This window comes from Paenibacillus sp. y28 (genome assembly GCF_037137075.1).
Classification (GTDB): domain Bacteria; phylum Bacillota; class Bacilli; order Paenibacillales; family NBRC-103111; genus JBBBNV01.
Map to the genome: position 1 here is coordinate 112,003 of NZ_JBBBNV010000014.1, position 13,922 is coordinate 125,924.

Here is a 13,922-nt window from a genome sequence, read left to right on the forward strand (position 1 = left end):
ATTAATGTCCTCCTTTCTTATCCGTGGTGTAGTCACGCTTACGCGGCGCAATCAAGGAAACATCGACATCTTCATAATCGATCGTCGGTCCGTCCGGCGTCCATTTCGCCAGCGTGGTTTTCAGGAACTTATCATCATCCCGGGTCGGGAATTCAGGCTTGTAGTGAGCGCCGCGGCTTTCATTACGCATCAGGCCGCCCAGCGTCATCGCCTCTGCCAGCTCCAGCATGTTCCACAGCTGGCGGGTGAAAGCGACACCCTGGTTGTTCCAGCGGGCTGTATCGGTGATGTTGATTTTGGTATAGCGCTGCTTCAATTCTTTGATTTTGTCAATGGTTTGCTGCAAACGGTCGTTGTAGCGAACAACGGTCATGTTGCTGAGCATCCAGTCGCCAAGCTCTTTATGAAGGACGTAAGCGTTCTCCGTGCCATCCATTTTAAGCAGGGCTTCATGCTGCTGCGTACGTTTGTTTTTCTCCTGGTCGAATACCGAGCTGGATACATCCTCAGCCGATTTTTTCATCCCGCGGATGTACTCGATGGCTTTCGGACCGGCTACCATGCCGCCGAAAATCGCCGATACCAGCGAGTTCGCGCCCAAACGGTTGGCGCCGTGATATTGATACTCGCATTCGCCGGCTGCGAACAGCCCCGGAATGTTCGTCATTTGATTGTAATCTACCCACATGCCGCCCATCGAATAGTGGACCGCAGGGAAAATTTTCATCGGGATTTTGCGCGGGTCGTCGCCCATAAACTTCTCGTAAATCTCGATAATGCCGCCGAGCTTCACATCCAGCTCCTTCGGGTCCTTGTGGGACAGGTCCAGATAAACCATGTTCTCGCCGTTGATACCGAGCTTCTGGTCTACGCAGACAGAGAAAATCTCGCGCGTCGCGATATCCCGCGGCACCAGGTTTCCGTAGGCAGGGTATTTCTCCTCAAGGAAGTACCAAGGCTTACCGTCTTTGTACGTCCAGATACGGCCGCCTTCACCGCGCGCCGACTCACTCATCAGACGCAGCTTGTCGTCCCCTGGAATCGCTGTCGGGTGAATCTGAATGAACTCCCCGTTCGCATAGGTAACGCCCTGCTGGTAAACGGCACTGGCCGCCGTACCGGTGTTGATGACGGAGTTCGTCGTTTTTCCGAAGATAATCCCGGGTCCGCCTGTCGCCAGAATGGTCGCATCCCCGCGGAAGGTTTGAACCTCCATGCTGCGCAGGTTTTGCGCTGACACACCGCGGCAGATGCCCTCGTCGTCGATAACTGCGCCAAGGAATTCCCAATGCTCATATTTCGTAACAAGACCGGCTGCTTCCCAGCGGCGCACTTGCTCGTCAAGCGCGTACAGGAGCTGCTGTCCGGTTGTCGCACCGGCAAATGCGGTACGGTGATATTGTGTTCCCCCGAAACGGCGGAAATCGAGCAAGCCCTCCGGTGTACGGCTGAACATCACGCCCATGCGGTCCATCAAATGGATGATGCCGGGCGCTGCGTCACAGAGCGCTTTGACCGGAGGCTGGTTCGCCAGGAAGTCGCCGCCGTATACCGTATCGTCAAAATGCTCCCAGGGCGAGTCGCCTTCCCCTTTTGTGTTGACGGCACCGTTGATGCCGCCCTGCGCACAGACGGAGTGGGAGCGCTTCACGGGAACAATCGAAAACAAATCTACATGCACGCCGGCTTCGGCTGCTTTGATGGTTGCCATCAGGCCCGCCAGACCGCCGCCGACAACGATCACTTTATTTTTAGCCATGCTTATTCACTCCCTTAGTCCTTGATGGTCGGTATGCTGTTAAACTGCGGGTCCATAAATGCCGCGAGCGAAGCAATAAACATTGCTGCCATCACAACAAAAACGCCTGCCCAGATATAGGAAGACACTTTTTGCGCGCGCGGGCCGATTGTAATCCCCCAGCTGACCAGGAACGACCACATGCCGTTGGAGAAGTGAAAACAGGCAGCCAAAATACCAATGGTGTACAGCGCAAACATCACCCCGTTTGTCGAGATGCCGTGCATCACTTTACCCAGCTCGATATGCTCCAGTCCGAGTGCGACCTGTACACGGGTTTGGAACACGTGCCATGCGATATATACCAAGGTAATGACCCCGGTCACACGCTGCAGCGTAAACATCCAGTTGCGGCCGTAGCTGTAACGGTTGACGTTATTATTGGACTGGAATGCAACATACAGCCCGTAGACGCCGTGATAAAGCAAAGGCAGCCAGATGCCGAACAGCTCCAGCAAGAAAATTAACGGCAAATCATTCAGCCATTTGACCTGCTCGGCGAACTGTACAGGCCCGCCCCGAAACGCTTCATAGTTCGTCAGCATGTGTTCAACCAGAAAAAAACCGACTGGTACAACGCCGAGAAGCGAGTGAAGCTTTCGATAGTAATACGAATTTCCGGTCATGTGCAAAAATTCCCCCCTTAATTAGTTGAAAAGCATCGGTACATGCACCCAGAATATACAGCCTTCTTTCAAAAATAAAAAGCAGCCTGTCTATACATATAAGAACCATCAGAGCATATCCGGAAAGCGGATTCTTATATGGGGACAAACACATACCATTTTACTCCTGCACGTACCAAGCGTCAACAAAACGCCACAAAATCCGGCAGTTTTTGCGTTCACGCCTAGTGTCGTAACATTTGTGGCCTTTTATACCGGCATTTCACATTTTGTGAACAATGCGTGACAGGTACTATGTTACGCCTGTATCGCTTATAATGGAAGTGCGTATTTTTTATAAATGCTTATGCAGCTTAGTTATAAGAGGGACTTTTATATGGTAAGGAGAGAACTCGGTTATGATCGAAAATCTCGACGAATTCGCTGTCGTTGTCGAACAGCAAAGCCTCAACCGGGCCTCGCGTATTCTGAATGTGTCGCAGCCTGCGCTCTCCCGCAAAATGATGAAGCTGGAGGAAGCGCTCGGCGTGCAGCTTTTTGACCGCAAAGGCAAGCGGCTGGAGCTGACCCGTGCCGGGCAAATCTGCTACGAGCATGCTACTCAGGTACGGGAGCTTCGCCGCAAGTTTCAGCAGAAGCTGAGCACCTACAAGGCTGTCGGCGGCAGCAAGCTTACCATCGGGGCCAGCCTCACCACGCTGCAGGCCACGCTTCCGGATTTGATTACCTTATATACGCGGGTTTTCCCGCAAACCGACATGAAGGCCGTGACCGGCAAAACACACGAGGTAGTGTCGCTTGTGATCGAAAAAAAGGTCGATCTGGGCCTGGTGGCTTCCAGCATCGACCATTCAGGACTTACCTGTGTGGAGCTGTTCGACGATCATTTGTGTCTCGTGCTTCCGGTTCACCATCCGCTCGGGGAGCTTGAACCGGAGACGCTGCGAATTACGGTGCTCGATCAACTGCCGATGATTTTATTCTCCCGCGGCACCTGGTACCGCATTCTGATGGATGAGCTGTTCCATAAACACGCTATCCAGCCTGATGTCCGCATGGAGATCGATTCCTTTGAGGCTATCATCCGTCTCGTTGCAACGACCAATACCGCTTCGCTGCTGCCGCAGTCGTATCTGCGCTCAAGCCTGCTGGAGGATAACGGAATTATCATCCGCAATTTGGCTGAGCTCCTGCAGACGAAACGCACGACCTCCCTGATTTATAACGACTCCGAGCAGCTCAGCATCCCGGCCGAGCAGCTTATTCATATCGCCAAGGAGCATTTCAGAGTCGGCCAAGACGCCTCCGTATCGTCCTCTACCTAACGGATGACCGCCTGCTCGAACGCCTCGATTTGCTCGTTCGTGCCAATAATGACCATAATATCCTTCTCATCTACCCGCTCTTCGGCGACCGGGGCGATAATCACGCCGGATTTCTTGTTAATGGCCACAACGCTGCAGCCGAATTTCTTGCGGAGATCCAGCTCCTTGAGCGTCAAGCCGGCAATAGACTTAGGAGCCGCCACCTCGGCGATCGTATAATCGTCGGACAGCTCGATAAAGTCCAGCAGATTGGGAGAAACAAGCTGATGCGCCACCCGGATGCCCATATCCCGTTCGGGGTAAATGATCCGGTCAACCCCAATTTTCTCCAGCACCTTGCCATGCAGCTCGGAGAGCGCTTTGGCCACAACGGTCTTCACCCCGATATCCTTGAGCAAAATAGCCGTCAGGATGCTGGCCTGAATGTCATCGCCGATCGCGACTACTGCACAGTCGAAGTTACGGATGCCAAGCGCCCGCAGCACATCCTCCTCTGTTCCGTCTGCAACGACCGTATGTGTGAGCTCATCGCTGAGGTCATCTACAATTTGTTCGCTGCGGTCGATACCGAGCACCTCAAAGCCTAGACGGACCAGCTCCTTCGCCAAGCTGGAGCCGAACCTTCCCAATCCGATAACCGCGAATTGCCCTGCCTTCATCTCTTACGTCAACTTCCTCTCCAGATCTCTTGTCATGATTCATTATCGTTACCTTCATATATCGGCCCGGCCTTCTGCCGCTAGCCAATCATGATTCTGCCTTCCGGATACCGGTAAAGCTCCTTCTCCGCCTTCGGCTGCAGCGCATAAGCCAGCGTCAGCGGACCGAGCCGTCCGACAAACATCATCAGGCAAATGAGCAGCTTGCCGACCAGCGTCAAATCCGGCGTCAGTCCCATCGAAAGGCCGACCGTGCCGAAGGCCGACGTAACCTCGAACAAAATCATCAGAAAATGATGATCCTCTGTCGTCGACAGAATCATCGACACCCCGACGACAAGCAGCAGCGCAAACATGGACAGCGTAACCGCCTTGTTGATCCGGTCTTTGGCCAGACGGTTTCTGAACAGCACAATATCTTCCTTCCCGCGAATCATCGCGAGTACAGCCCCAACCAGCGTAGTAAACGTCGTGGTTTTAATCCCGCCGCCTGTAGAACCCGGAGATGCTCCGATAAACATAAGAATAATCGTGAAAAATTGCGTCGCCTGTCTGAGCCCGGCGATATCAACCGTATTGGCCCCCGCTGTACGGGGGGACACCGACTGGAACAAGGCGGCCCACAGCTTCTCGCCGAGGCTGAGCGTCCCCAGGGTCCGGTTATTCGTATATTCAAAAGCAAAAATGACCGCCGCCCCAATCATAATGAGCAAGCCGGTCGTGCTGAGCACAACCTTGGAATGCAGGGACAATCTCCTTGTTTTACGGAATTCGATCACGTCCGAGATGACAATGAAGCCGATGCCGCCCAGCACAATGAGGGCCATACTGATGATATTGACAAACGGATCGCCCACATAGTTCGTCAAGCCTGTAAAAGGCTCATAAATCCCCCCGAACAAATCAAACCCGGCATTGTTAAAAAAGGAAATGGCATGAAACACCCCCAGGCCAAGCGCCTGCCACAACGGAAAATCAAACGACCATCGAATCGTAAACAGGACCGCACCGGCCGCCTGGATACAAACAGAATAAATGACCACCTTGCGAATCAGCCTGACAATGCCTTCCATCGTAATCTGGTTCATGGCCTCCTGCAAAATCAGCCGCTCCCGGAGCGAAATTTTTTTGCGAAGAAGCAGCGCAACCAGAGTAGCCATCGTCATGAAGCCGAGTCCGCCAAGCTGAATCAGGCTTATAATGACAACTTGTCCGAACACATTAAAATGCGAGCCGGTGTCCACTACCACAAGACCGGTGACACAGGTTGCCGAAGTCGCTGTGAAGAAAGCGTCAATCAGCGGTGTCGGGGTGCCTGTGCGCGAAGAGATGGGGAGGGCCAGTAACAGCGTCCCGGCCAATATAATCACGGCAAACCCCAGAACCAGCAGCCGCGGCGGACTGATTTCCAGCCAGCGTTTCTTTTTTTTCATGATGTACACGCGTTCCTCTCCGGCCATTCGGGGATGATATCCATTTTGAAATAACAAAAAAAGCACTGGAAACCCAGTGCCTGTTGACGGAGGTAGGTATCCTGATGACACATAAGCCTACGAGGTTAGCTGTCGGGTTCGGGTCCATCAGGTTTCCCCTATTTGCTGCAGCGAGCAAAATTCACCCCATAAACGGCCATTCATATATCAGCCTGTTTATTTAAATGGTTCCCCCGTTTTCCAGTGAAAATTCGGAAACTCGGCTTTCAATTCAATTGTATCGATTATAGCTCGTGCCACTCTGCAGCTTCAAAGTCAAAATTTAAGGAAATTGGGCGAAATTCAGGTTAATTGGCCCGCTTTGCAGAAAAGAATCCCCGTTTTCACCCTTTTAACCCTGCTGGCTGGAAACTGCGCTTTAACTGTGATAACGTGAAGGGGAGACGCTGCGGTTCGGTATTGCAAGCGCGCAGCATTCAAGGCAACCTAATCGGCAAAGGAGAACAGCCATGCGTCCACATCCGCAGTCTACGCCCGTCCTGAAGGCTTGGGCGATCGTCGGGATTATCGTATTCCTGGTCATCAACTTCTTATCTTCTTATTTGTCGGGAAGACCTCCGTCCGAGCAGCAGCCGGCCATGATTCCCGCCGTGGACAAAAGTAAGGCCATCGAGCTTGCGTATGAATTCGTACGCTCCAAGGAGCAGGCCGGGGCGCTGCGAGCCGAGGTCGGCTACAACACGGATAAGCTGTTTAACGGATATTTGCAAAAGGAGGGCCTTGCCGACGCCTATACCCGTATATACGGCGAGAAATATCCGACGGAATATTGGCGCGTCGAGGTGAGCGATGCCCAAGCCGCGTCCCCCGAAGAGTCCTCGTTCCGCTATGCCGTCGATTTGGATATGATGAGCGGAAGCGTCATCGGCTTTGAGAAGCAATCCGGTGCAGAGGCGCCGGAGAAACAAGCGGGCGAGGCCGCCGCTTTGAATTATTTGGCCGGACACGGCGTAGATATGTCGGGCCTGGATCTGGACCGAAGCAGCCAGGGAAGCTATACATTCCGGGATATCGGCAGGCGTATAGGCGAGGCCGTGCTGGAGCATCAAGTGACGGTTCGCGGCTCGGAGATCACCGCCTATCACCGGGCGTTCCAGCCTCCCGCAGCGCATAAGGACTGGCAGACGATGCAGGACGCCTTCGCCGGGCTCATGACCTTGTTCAGCTTGACCCTGTCGCTGGTGATGACGATTGCGGCCATTGTGCTTACAGCCCGGGGATCGCGCGGTGTTTCTTTTCAACGAGGCATTATATTTACAGCCTTTTTTGCCCTTATGTACACGGTCAATACGTTGAATACGATCCCGGTGTACAAAATTACAGACGGCCCGTTCCAGCCGCATGAAGCGCTCGTGTTCAACATCCTGTTCAGTCTTGCCATTACTGCGCTGTTGAGCGCGCAGCTGTATTTCTCCCTGCTTGGCGGAGACATGCTCTGGCGCCGTGCCGGGACCAACATGTGGCCGCGCTGGCACGAGGACGGCTTTGCGGGCTATATTGTCAAATCCATGACAACCGGATATCTGGTCTGCTTCATCGTGCTTGGCGCGCAAAATCTGCTGCTGTTTATCGGAGAGCAGCGCTTCCATGTGTGGGGGATTAATGACGCGGCAATGTCCATGCAAAATATGCTGGTTCCCGCCCTCTTCCCGCTTATGGCCTGGGTCGCAGGCATATCGGAGGAAGCCGTATACCGTTTGTTTGGAATTATGCTCTTTAAGAAGCTGCTTCGCTTCAACTTCCTGGCTGTGCTCGTCCCAAGCATGATATGGGCGTTAAGCCATACAACCTATCCGATTTATCCGTGGTATACCCGGTTTGTCGAGGTCACGGTGCTCGGTCTTCTGTTCGGTTACGCCATGCTGAAGTTCGGCTTCTGGACGGCGGTTTTTGCCCATACGGCAATGGACTGCATCCTCATGGGCTTGTCGCTGATGCTGATGAGCGGCACCGTCTCCATGGTGCTGATCGGCTTGCTGTACATGGTAAGTCCTGTTTTATTCGCGCTGGCAATGGCGATGATCCGCCGAAGGTTCCCGCCGCGCCGTCCGCCGGGGCAGCCCGGCCAGCCGGAGCGCGTTCCTGCGCCGGTCATTCCGTTCCCGGTGAAGCCGCAAAGCTAATCTAAAGCCGGCAAAGCAAACCGGATGACCCTGGATTACAGTAAAAGTAAAAAACAAGGCACCCGTCATATGACCTTCAATGGACATGACGGGTGCCTTATTCGTTTCCACTGCCTCTTTTATTCCTCTTGAGCCGAGGAAACCGCTGCTTCATGCGTCTCATCCGCTTCCTGCTCTGCAGGCCCGGCCGTCTCCCCGTTCAAGGCCTGCTTTATTTCGCGGGCCAGCTTGTCGCCGATACCAAGCTGACGAAACTCGTCGATTGCGGCTTCCCGCATTTTTTTAATGGAACCAAAGTGCTTCAGCAGCACCTTCCGCCGTTTCTCTCCGATGCCCGGGATGGAATCGAGCTGCGAAGTAACCATGGATTTGGCGCGGGTTTGGCGATGGAACGTAATCGCAAAGCGGTGCACCTCCTCCTGGATGCGCTGCAGCAAATAAAATTCCTGACTATCCCTGGGCAGCGGCACAACCTCTGCTGGCTCTCCGGCCATCAGCTGGGCGGTTCTATGCTTGGCGTCCTTCACAAGACCGCACACGGGAATGTACAAGCCAAGCTCGTTCTCCAGCACGTCCACCGCCACCGCCATTTGTCCCTTCCCTCCATCGACAACAATCAAATCCGGCAACGGCAGCTGCTCCTTCAGCACCCGTTCATAACGGCGCCGGATCACCTCGCGCATCGTTTCATAATCATCTGGCCCTTGCACGGACCGGATTTTGTACTTGCGGTATTCCTTGCGGTCGGGCTTGCCGTCAGTGAATACGACCATCGCGGACACCGGATCGGTCCCCTGGATGTTCGAGTTATCGAAGGCTTCAATTCGGCCGACATGCCCGATTCCGAGATAGCGTCCCAGATTGCTGGCAGCCTGCACTGTCCGCTCTTCATTACGCTCCAGAAGGCGGAATCTCTCGGCAAGCGCCATCCTGGCGTTCTCGCAGCCCATGCCGATCATTTTGCGTTTATTGCCGCGCTGCGGGATATGAACCTTTACCTGCAGCCATTTCTCCAGGGCTTCGCGCACATCGTACCGCTCCGGCATCTGTTCCGGCGAAGCCGGATTGTTTACAGCAGCACCAAAGGTATTCACTGATGTATCCGGCTCCTTCGCCAAGGCTCCCATCCGTGCGGCCAGTGTCTCGTCTGTACAGGAGACGGCCCCTTGCTCCGCGGCAATCGTATCAGGCGCTTCCCCGGCCGCAATGACCGGCTCCTGCTTGTCAGCGTCATTCCCTTGTCCCGCTTCTCCGCCACCCTCCGCCACAGACGCTTCACTATACATATCCGGAGACGGAAGCAGCACTTCCTTCGGCATAGCCGGATTGTCGCTGTAATACTGCGTCACGAAGGAAATAAAATCATCATACTCTTCCCCGTAATATGGGAACATGGAAGCGTGGCGCTCGATCATTTTACCCTGACGCATGTACAGGATTTGCACACACATCCAGCCCTTATCCACCGCATAGCCGAACACATCGCGGTCAATCCTATCGCTGGACGTAATGGTCTGCTTCTCCATCACCGCATTAATATGAATAATTTGATCCCGCAGCTCCTTGGCCCGCTCGAAATTCAGATCCTCGGCTGCCTCCTCCATTTTGCGCTGGAGCTCCTGCTTGATCTGGACATGCCCGCCGCCCAGAAAGCGGGTAATTTCCTGGACCATCCGTTCATACTCCGAAGGCTGCACATCATACTCACAGGGCGCTACGCACTGGCCCATGTGATAATACAGGCATACCTTATCCGGCAGCGTTTTGCACTTGCGGAGCGGATACAGCCGGTCCAGCAGCTTTTTCGTCTGCTGCGCGGCCAGCGCATTCGGATACGGTCCGAAATATTTGGCCTTATCCTTCACTACACGGCGCGTAACCTCAAGCCGCGGATGGATTTCCGCTGTAATTTTGATATAAGGAAACGATTTGTCATCCTTGAGCAGGACATTATACCGGGGATGATACTGCTTGATTAAGTTGCACTCCAGTATGAGCGCTTCCATATTGCTGGCGGTAACGATATATTCGAAATCGCGGATATCCGCAACAAGCCGCTGCGTTTTGGCGCCATGACTGCCGGTAAAATAAGAGCGGACCCGGTTCTTCAGCACCTTGGCCTTGCCGACATAAATGATAGTTCCGGCTTCATTCTTCATCAAATAACAGCCAGGCTTATCCGGCAGCAGGGCCAGCTTCTGGCGGATATGCTCCTCGGCCTGATCCCGGGGGGGCGTCGTCATTGCGGTTACACCTCTCCACTGTATAAATTATGGACGAAATCGTAAGAACGGCGAGCCGTTCAACGAGCTATATGGGATAAAACCCAAGTAAATAAATGAAATAAAGAAAAAGGCTCTTCTCCGCCGCAAGGCGAATCCGAACCTTCTCTCCTGTCTCGCCGATTAACTCCATCATACGATGGAACTGTGCAGCGATTCAATATCCGGTTTTTGCAAAAATTACAGGTGACGGCCGACAACGTTTTTCAGACCGTCTTTTGGCTGGAAGCCAACCACTTTATCTACCGGTTGACCATCCTTGAACACGATCAGCGTCGGAATGCTCATCACGCCAAAACGGGAAGCGGACTCCGGATTGTCGTCGACATTAACCTTGGCAATTTTCAGTTGCTCGCCGATTTCTTTATCCAGCTCTTCCAGAACCGGTGCAATCATTTTGCAAGGTCCGCACCATGGTGCCCAAAAATCAACGAGGACGGTGCCTTGTCCTTCTACTTCACTTTTGAATGTTTGGTCGCTAACTTCAACGATTGCCATCTGCAATCCCTCCTATGTCGCCGTTGTATTCCATATCTAGGAATTCGGATGTGATCAGTGATAGTATACCATAAAGCGACTGCTAATACTAATCTGAAAATAATTATATTACAGTTTACACTAATTTTCAAGCCCTTATATTTCGTTCTCTTTTCCGTCGGCAAGTTACTACAATTGTCACTTCTGCCGCCTTTACATCTCCTTGGGATTTTGGGTATACTAGACTATATATACGTGTGCCCAGCATTTTGAAGGAGGAAAACCGATGAACAACGCAAACCATCCGGAGCTTCATGTGAATGAAGAACCGCGCAACGATTTGATGGATACAGGAATTGGCTTCGGCGTAACCTTCGGCATTTTCTTGGTAATTGCCGTTGTGTTCACTGTTGTGGCTGCCTTGATCGGGAAATAAAGAGCGTCGTTTTCGCCCGTGCACTACATAAACCAAACAAAAAGCTCGCTTACCTCTACCTGTCGGATAGGATAAGCAAGCTTTTTTGCTATGCACATCAGGAAATCCGGGCAAAACGGACTGCAGCATACCGAGCCAGGGCGCGGGAAACTAATCTCTGCGAAAAATAGCCTTTCTCCATACAAGCCCAAGGCCGCCGATTCGCAGCATACCGCGCAGGTTGGCCGCAGCCTTGAACGCCGCCTGCCGCAGCCCGCGGGCTCCTGACAGCCTTGCCGCAGCATTTCCGGGTGAATCAAGCATACTTGCTTTATATGCCCAGACCGGTTCCTTCCGGCCGCGAAGCTTGGCCAGCAGCACGTCGGCGGCATGTTTGCCCTGCAGCAGCGCAAGCTCGGCGGTAGAACGCGCGACCGGATTTTGAACGCCGGGCAGCACTGCATTTTCACCTACGACCCAAATTTCGGGATGCTGCGGACTGCGCAGCTGCGCATCTACTCTAACCCGCCCCTGGATAGTGTCGAGGCCCGCCGCGGCCAGCAGCAGGGAGCCCTTCACGCCGCCGTTCCATATCACGGTGCCTGCATCAAGCCGTTCCCCGTCCGCAAGCACCAGTCCTTCCGGTGTACAGGCCCGTACTGCCGTGCCCTGTCTGAATTCAATCCCTTTATAGTGAAAGACGCCGCTCTTGTCTGCTTGGGCCTGCGGCTTTCCCTGCTGCCCGGCCTCCTGCAGAGAGGATACAACATCAAAATGAATAATACGGGTCAGTGACGGCTCAACATCATACCGTCTGCACAGCTGCGGGAGCTGATCAGCCAGCTCCTCGGCAAAATCCACTCCCGTCGCATCCGCGCTGCAAACGGCAAAGGTTAAATAGCTGGCCCGCTGCGGCTCACGCTTGGACTTCGCCAGCATATACTCGACATGCTGCCGGATCATGCGCACGCTGTTCAAGCTTCGAATCGTCAGGGCAAATTCCTCCATTCCGGGAATCCCCGACGTTTCCGGCTCGCCGCCCAAACCTACAACCAAATAATCGTACGAAAGCACGCCATGATCCAGTACGACCTTTCGCTCCCGGGGCTTGATCGCCCGTACCTCCCCCTTGCAGAAATGCACCTTCGCCTCAAGCAGCAAATCGGTCACCCGGACGCGGGTTTGCTCGGGCCGGATTGCGCCGGCCGCCGTTCTGTGGAGCTGGGTGTTGAAGTAATGATAGTCATGCTTATTCACAAGGGTCACATCGGCCTCAGACAGGTGAAGCCGTTTTTGCAGCCGAACCGCCGTGCTAATTCCACTGCAGCCGGCCCCCAGAATGACGATCCGCGGCTTCCTGCCCGCGTGGTCCCGTTCCATTCGCGGAGAAGCCTGCGGTCGTCCGCTTGCCGCCTCGCCACGGCCGTTCATCGAAGGATTCACTTGCTGTCCACCCTTTCTTGTGAAGGGATTCACATCATTTGATAAAAATGAACGTAGTCAGCCGAGCTCATTGTAATCGGTAACGCAGTTTGCTGCATTTCACGCTTGCTTCTCCATTTCCATCATATCCGATGTTGTGATTAAAATCACAAACCTCTTTATGCTCATTATTTTACTTCCGTTCCACTGTAAAATCAAGCCTTGCTTTTTAACAAATCCCGTGAAGCTCCTTTAACAAGAATGGCTTTGTTAAACTTGGCATCTGAAATTTCACCGATAAGCCGCTTATATAGTTAGTCTCCTTAAAGGCTTCTGACGTTTAGTTCCCCCTGCAGATTTTCTTCTCGAAAGAAAATAGTGGCATTCGCATAAAAATCTCCGAAAGTGTGCCCCCATATTCGTCCATTTTGGGCCAAAAATGGCGATTTTCGGCCTGTGGAACATTCGCAGAAAAAATACCCTCTCTTTTGATAATAACGATCTCTATTTTTCTCCGGATTACTCGAAATTACTACCCTATCTATGTCAAAAATAGCCTGGACATAATTCACAAAATATAGAGATTTGTACATATGTTTGTCAGCCACAAACGCTTAATAACCCTCAACGATGATGACTTGGTTCTGCTCGTACAGTGTTTACCTTTTTCATATATTCTATGAAACTAAGATTTAAATAATTTACTTTTATGTAATTATATGATAATCTATGCAATTGATTGGTTTTTTGTGGGAATAAATTAAAAAAATGGAGGTTGTATCTTATGTTTAAAGTTAGGTTTTTGCTTTACTTCGTCCTTTCCTTAGTACTAATTTTCCCTTCTACATCCTTTGCCGATGGAGCTATCCCTGTGCTTGACAAAAACGAATTAAAACAATTACATAAGCAAGTTTTTGACTTGGTCATCGAAGATAAAGAAAAGGACGTTGAGTCTCTTCCTTTATTTAAAATAAAAAATACCACTAGCGTTGCATAAAAAGTCGGCGGCATAGTTTTCGAATAATTCTGAACAAGGTTTTAGTTTTCATTACCAAAAAGTCGATTGCCCACCAGAAGGTAGCTCTCTGTCCATTTGGTAAATTTATGTAGTTTCCCCTGAGTGACGGAAATACTAGCTCACTGTTTCTTGCGCCTACCCGCTGATTTTCGACTAGGTTTACGGTGAATTCGTTCCATCCATTGATGCATCGGTTCCCATAATAGAATTTTAAGCCAACGATAAAGCTGAAGAATACTGTGATGTGTAGCGGTGTCCAGTTTCATAAGTACGAGCAGACAAAA

General features: G+C 52.3%; 11 protein-coding genes and 1 riboswitch. Of the genes, 4 read left to right on the plus strand and 7 right to left on the minus strand.

Going from position 1 to position 13,922, the window contains the following annotated elements:
• Position 1: 1 nt before the first annotated feature.
• The gene (gene sdhA / locus WBG83_RS13165; protein WP_336745534.1) at positions 2-1,759 is read right to left on the minus strand and encodes a succinate dehydrogenase flavoprotein subunit; all 1,758 of its coding nucleotides are present in this window, start codon (positions 1,757-1,759) and stop codon (positions 2-4) included.
• Between the two features lie 14 nt (positions 1,760-1,773).
• Positions 1,774-2,424, minus strand: coding sequence for a succinate dehydrogenase cytochrome b558 subunit (locus WBG83_RS13170; protein WP_336745535.1), 651 nt, complete (start codon positions 2,422-2,424; stop codon positions 1,774-1,776).
• Between the two features lie 401 nt (positions 2,425-2,825).
• On the opposite strand from WBG83_RS13170, the gene WBG83_RS13175 reads away from it, so the two are divergent.
• Complete coding sequence (locus WBG83_RS13175; protein ID WP_336745552.1) at positions 2,826-3,749, plus strand: LysR family transcriptional regulator; 924 nt, start codon at positions 2,826-2,828, stop codon at positions 3,747-3,749.
• On the opposite strand, the gene WBG83_RS13180 is transcribed toward WBG83_RS13175, so the two are convergent.
• Both WBG83_RS13180 and WBG83_RS13185 read right to left on the minus strand, forming a co-directional pair.
• Positions 3,746-4,408 (minus strand): potassium channel family protein, encoded by a 663-nt coding sequence (locus tag WBG83_RS13180; protein ID WP_336745536.1) that lies wholly within the window; start codon positions 4,406-4,408, stop codon positions 3,746-3,748. The genes WBG83_RS13175 and WBG83_RS13180 overlap by 4 nt on opposite strands.
• 80 nt (positions 4,409-4,488) lie before the next feature.
• Positions 4,489-5,841 carry a TrkH family potassium uptake protein gene (locus tag WBG83_RS13185; protein ID WP_336745537.1) on the minus strand — a complete coding sequence of 451 codons (1,353 nt, stop codon included), beginning with the start codon at positions 5,839-5,841 and terminating at the stop codon, positions 4,489-4,491.
• A 99-nt stretch (positions 5,842-5,940) separates the two neighbouring features.
• Positions 5,941-6,116: riboswitch (cyclic di-AMP (ydaO/yuaA leader) on the minus strand.
• 234 nt (positions 6,117-6,350) lie between these two features.
• Here WBG83_RS13185 and WBG83_RS13190 point away from each other — a divergent pair.
• Positions 6,351-8,024, plus strand: a complete 1,674-nt coding sequence (locus WBG83_RS13190) for a CPBP family intramembrane glutamic endopeptidase (protein WP_336745538.1) — start codon at positions 6,351-6,353, stop codon at positions 8,022-8,024.
• Between the two features lie 119 nt (positions 8,025-8,143).
• On the opposite strand, the gene uvrC is transcribed toward WBG83_RS13190, so the two are convergent.
• The gene (uvrC, locus tag WBG83_RS13195) at positions 8,144-10,267 is read right to left on the minus strand and encodes an excinuclease ABC subunit UvrC (protein ID WP_336745539.1); all 2,124 of its coding nucleotides are present in this window, start codon (positions 10,265-10,267) and stop codon (positions 8,144-8,146) included.
• Positions 10,268-10,486: 219 nt separating this feature from the next.
• The gene (gene trxA, locus WBG83_RS13200) at positions 10,487-10,804 is read right to left on the minus strand and encodes a thioredoxin (protein WP_336745541.1); all 318 of its coding nucleotides are present in this window, start codon (positions 10,802-10,804) and stop codon (positions 10,487-10,489) included.
• Positions 10,805-11,069: 265 nt separating this feature from the next.
• On the opposite strand from trxA, the gene WBG83_RS13205 reads away from it, so the two are divergent.
• Positions 11,070-11,219, plus strand: a complete 150-nt coding sequence (locus WBG83_RS13205; protein WP_336745542.1) for a YqzM family protein — start codon at positions 11,070-11,072, stop codon at positions 11,217-11,219.
• 150 nt (positions 11,220-11,369) lie between these two features.
• On the opposite strand, the gene WBG83_RS13210 is transcribed toward WBG83_RS13205, so the two are convergent.
• Complete coding sequence (locus WBG83_RS13210; RefSeq protein WP_336745543.1) at positions 11,370-12,641, minus strand: NAD(P)/FAD-dependent oxidoreductase; 1,272 nt, start codon at positions 12,639-12,641, stop codon at positions 11,370-11,372.
• 763 nt (positions 12,642-13,404) lie between these two features.
• On the opposite strand from WBG83_RS13210, the gene WBG83_RS13215 reads away from it, so the two are divergent.
• Positions 13,405-13,617, plus strand: coding sequence for a hypothetical protein (locus WBG83_RS13215; protein ID WP_336745545.1), 213 nt, complete (start codon positions 13,405-13,407; stop codon positions 13,615-13,617).
• Positions 13,618-13,922 lie beyond the last annotated feature (305 nt).

What these genes read in the sequence shown, in the direction of transcription:
- WBG83_RS13180 (WP_336745536.1), bottom strand. Translation starts at nt 4,408, where the DNA reads ATGAAGGCAGGGCAATTCGCGGTTATCGGATTGGGAAGGTTCGGCTCC.
- WBG83_RS13190 (WP_336745538.1), top strand. Translation starts at nt 6,351, where the DNA reads ATGCGTCCACATCCGCAGTCTACGCCCGTCCTGAAGGCTTGGGCGATC.
- uvrC (WP_336745539.1), bottom strand. Translation starts at nt 10,267, where the DNA reads ATGACGACGCCCCCCCGGGATCAGGCCGAGGAGCATATCCGCCAGAAG.
- WBG83_RS13170 (WP_336745535.1), bottom strand. Translation starts at nt 2,424, where the DNA reads ATGACCGGAAATTCGTATTACTATCGAAAGCTTCACTCGCTTCTCGGC.
- sdhA (WP_336745534.1), bottom strand. Translation starts at nt 1,759, where the DNA reads ATGGCTAAAAATAAAGTGATCGTTGTCGGCGGCGGTCTGGCGGGCCTG.
- WBG83_RS13215 (WP_336745545.1), top strand. Translation starts at nt 13,405, where the DNA reads ATGTTTAAAGTTAGGTTTTTGCTTTACTTCGTCCTTTCCTTAGTACTA.
- trxA (WP_336745541.1), bottom strand. Translation starts at nt 10,804, where the DNA reads ATGGCAATCGTTGAAGTTAGCGACCAAACATTCAAAAGTGAAGTAGAA.
- WBG83_RS13185 (WP_336745537.1), bottom strand. Translation starts at nt 5,841, where the DNA reads ATGAAAAAAAAGAAACGCTGGCTGGAAATCAGTCCGCCGCGGCTGCTG.
- WBG83_RS13205 (WP_336745542.1), top strand. Translation starts at nt 11,070, where the DNA reads ATGAACAACGCAAACCATCCGGAGCTTCATGTGAATGAAGAACCGCGC.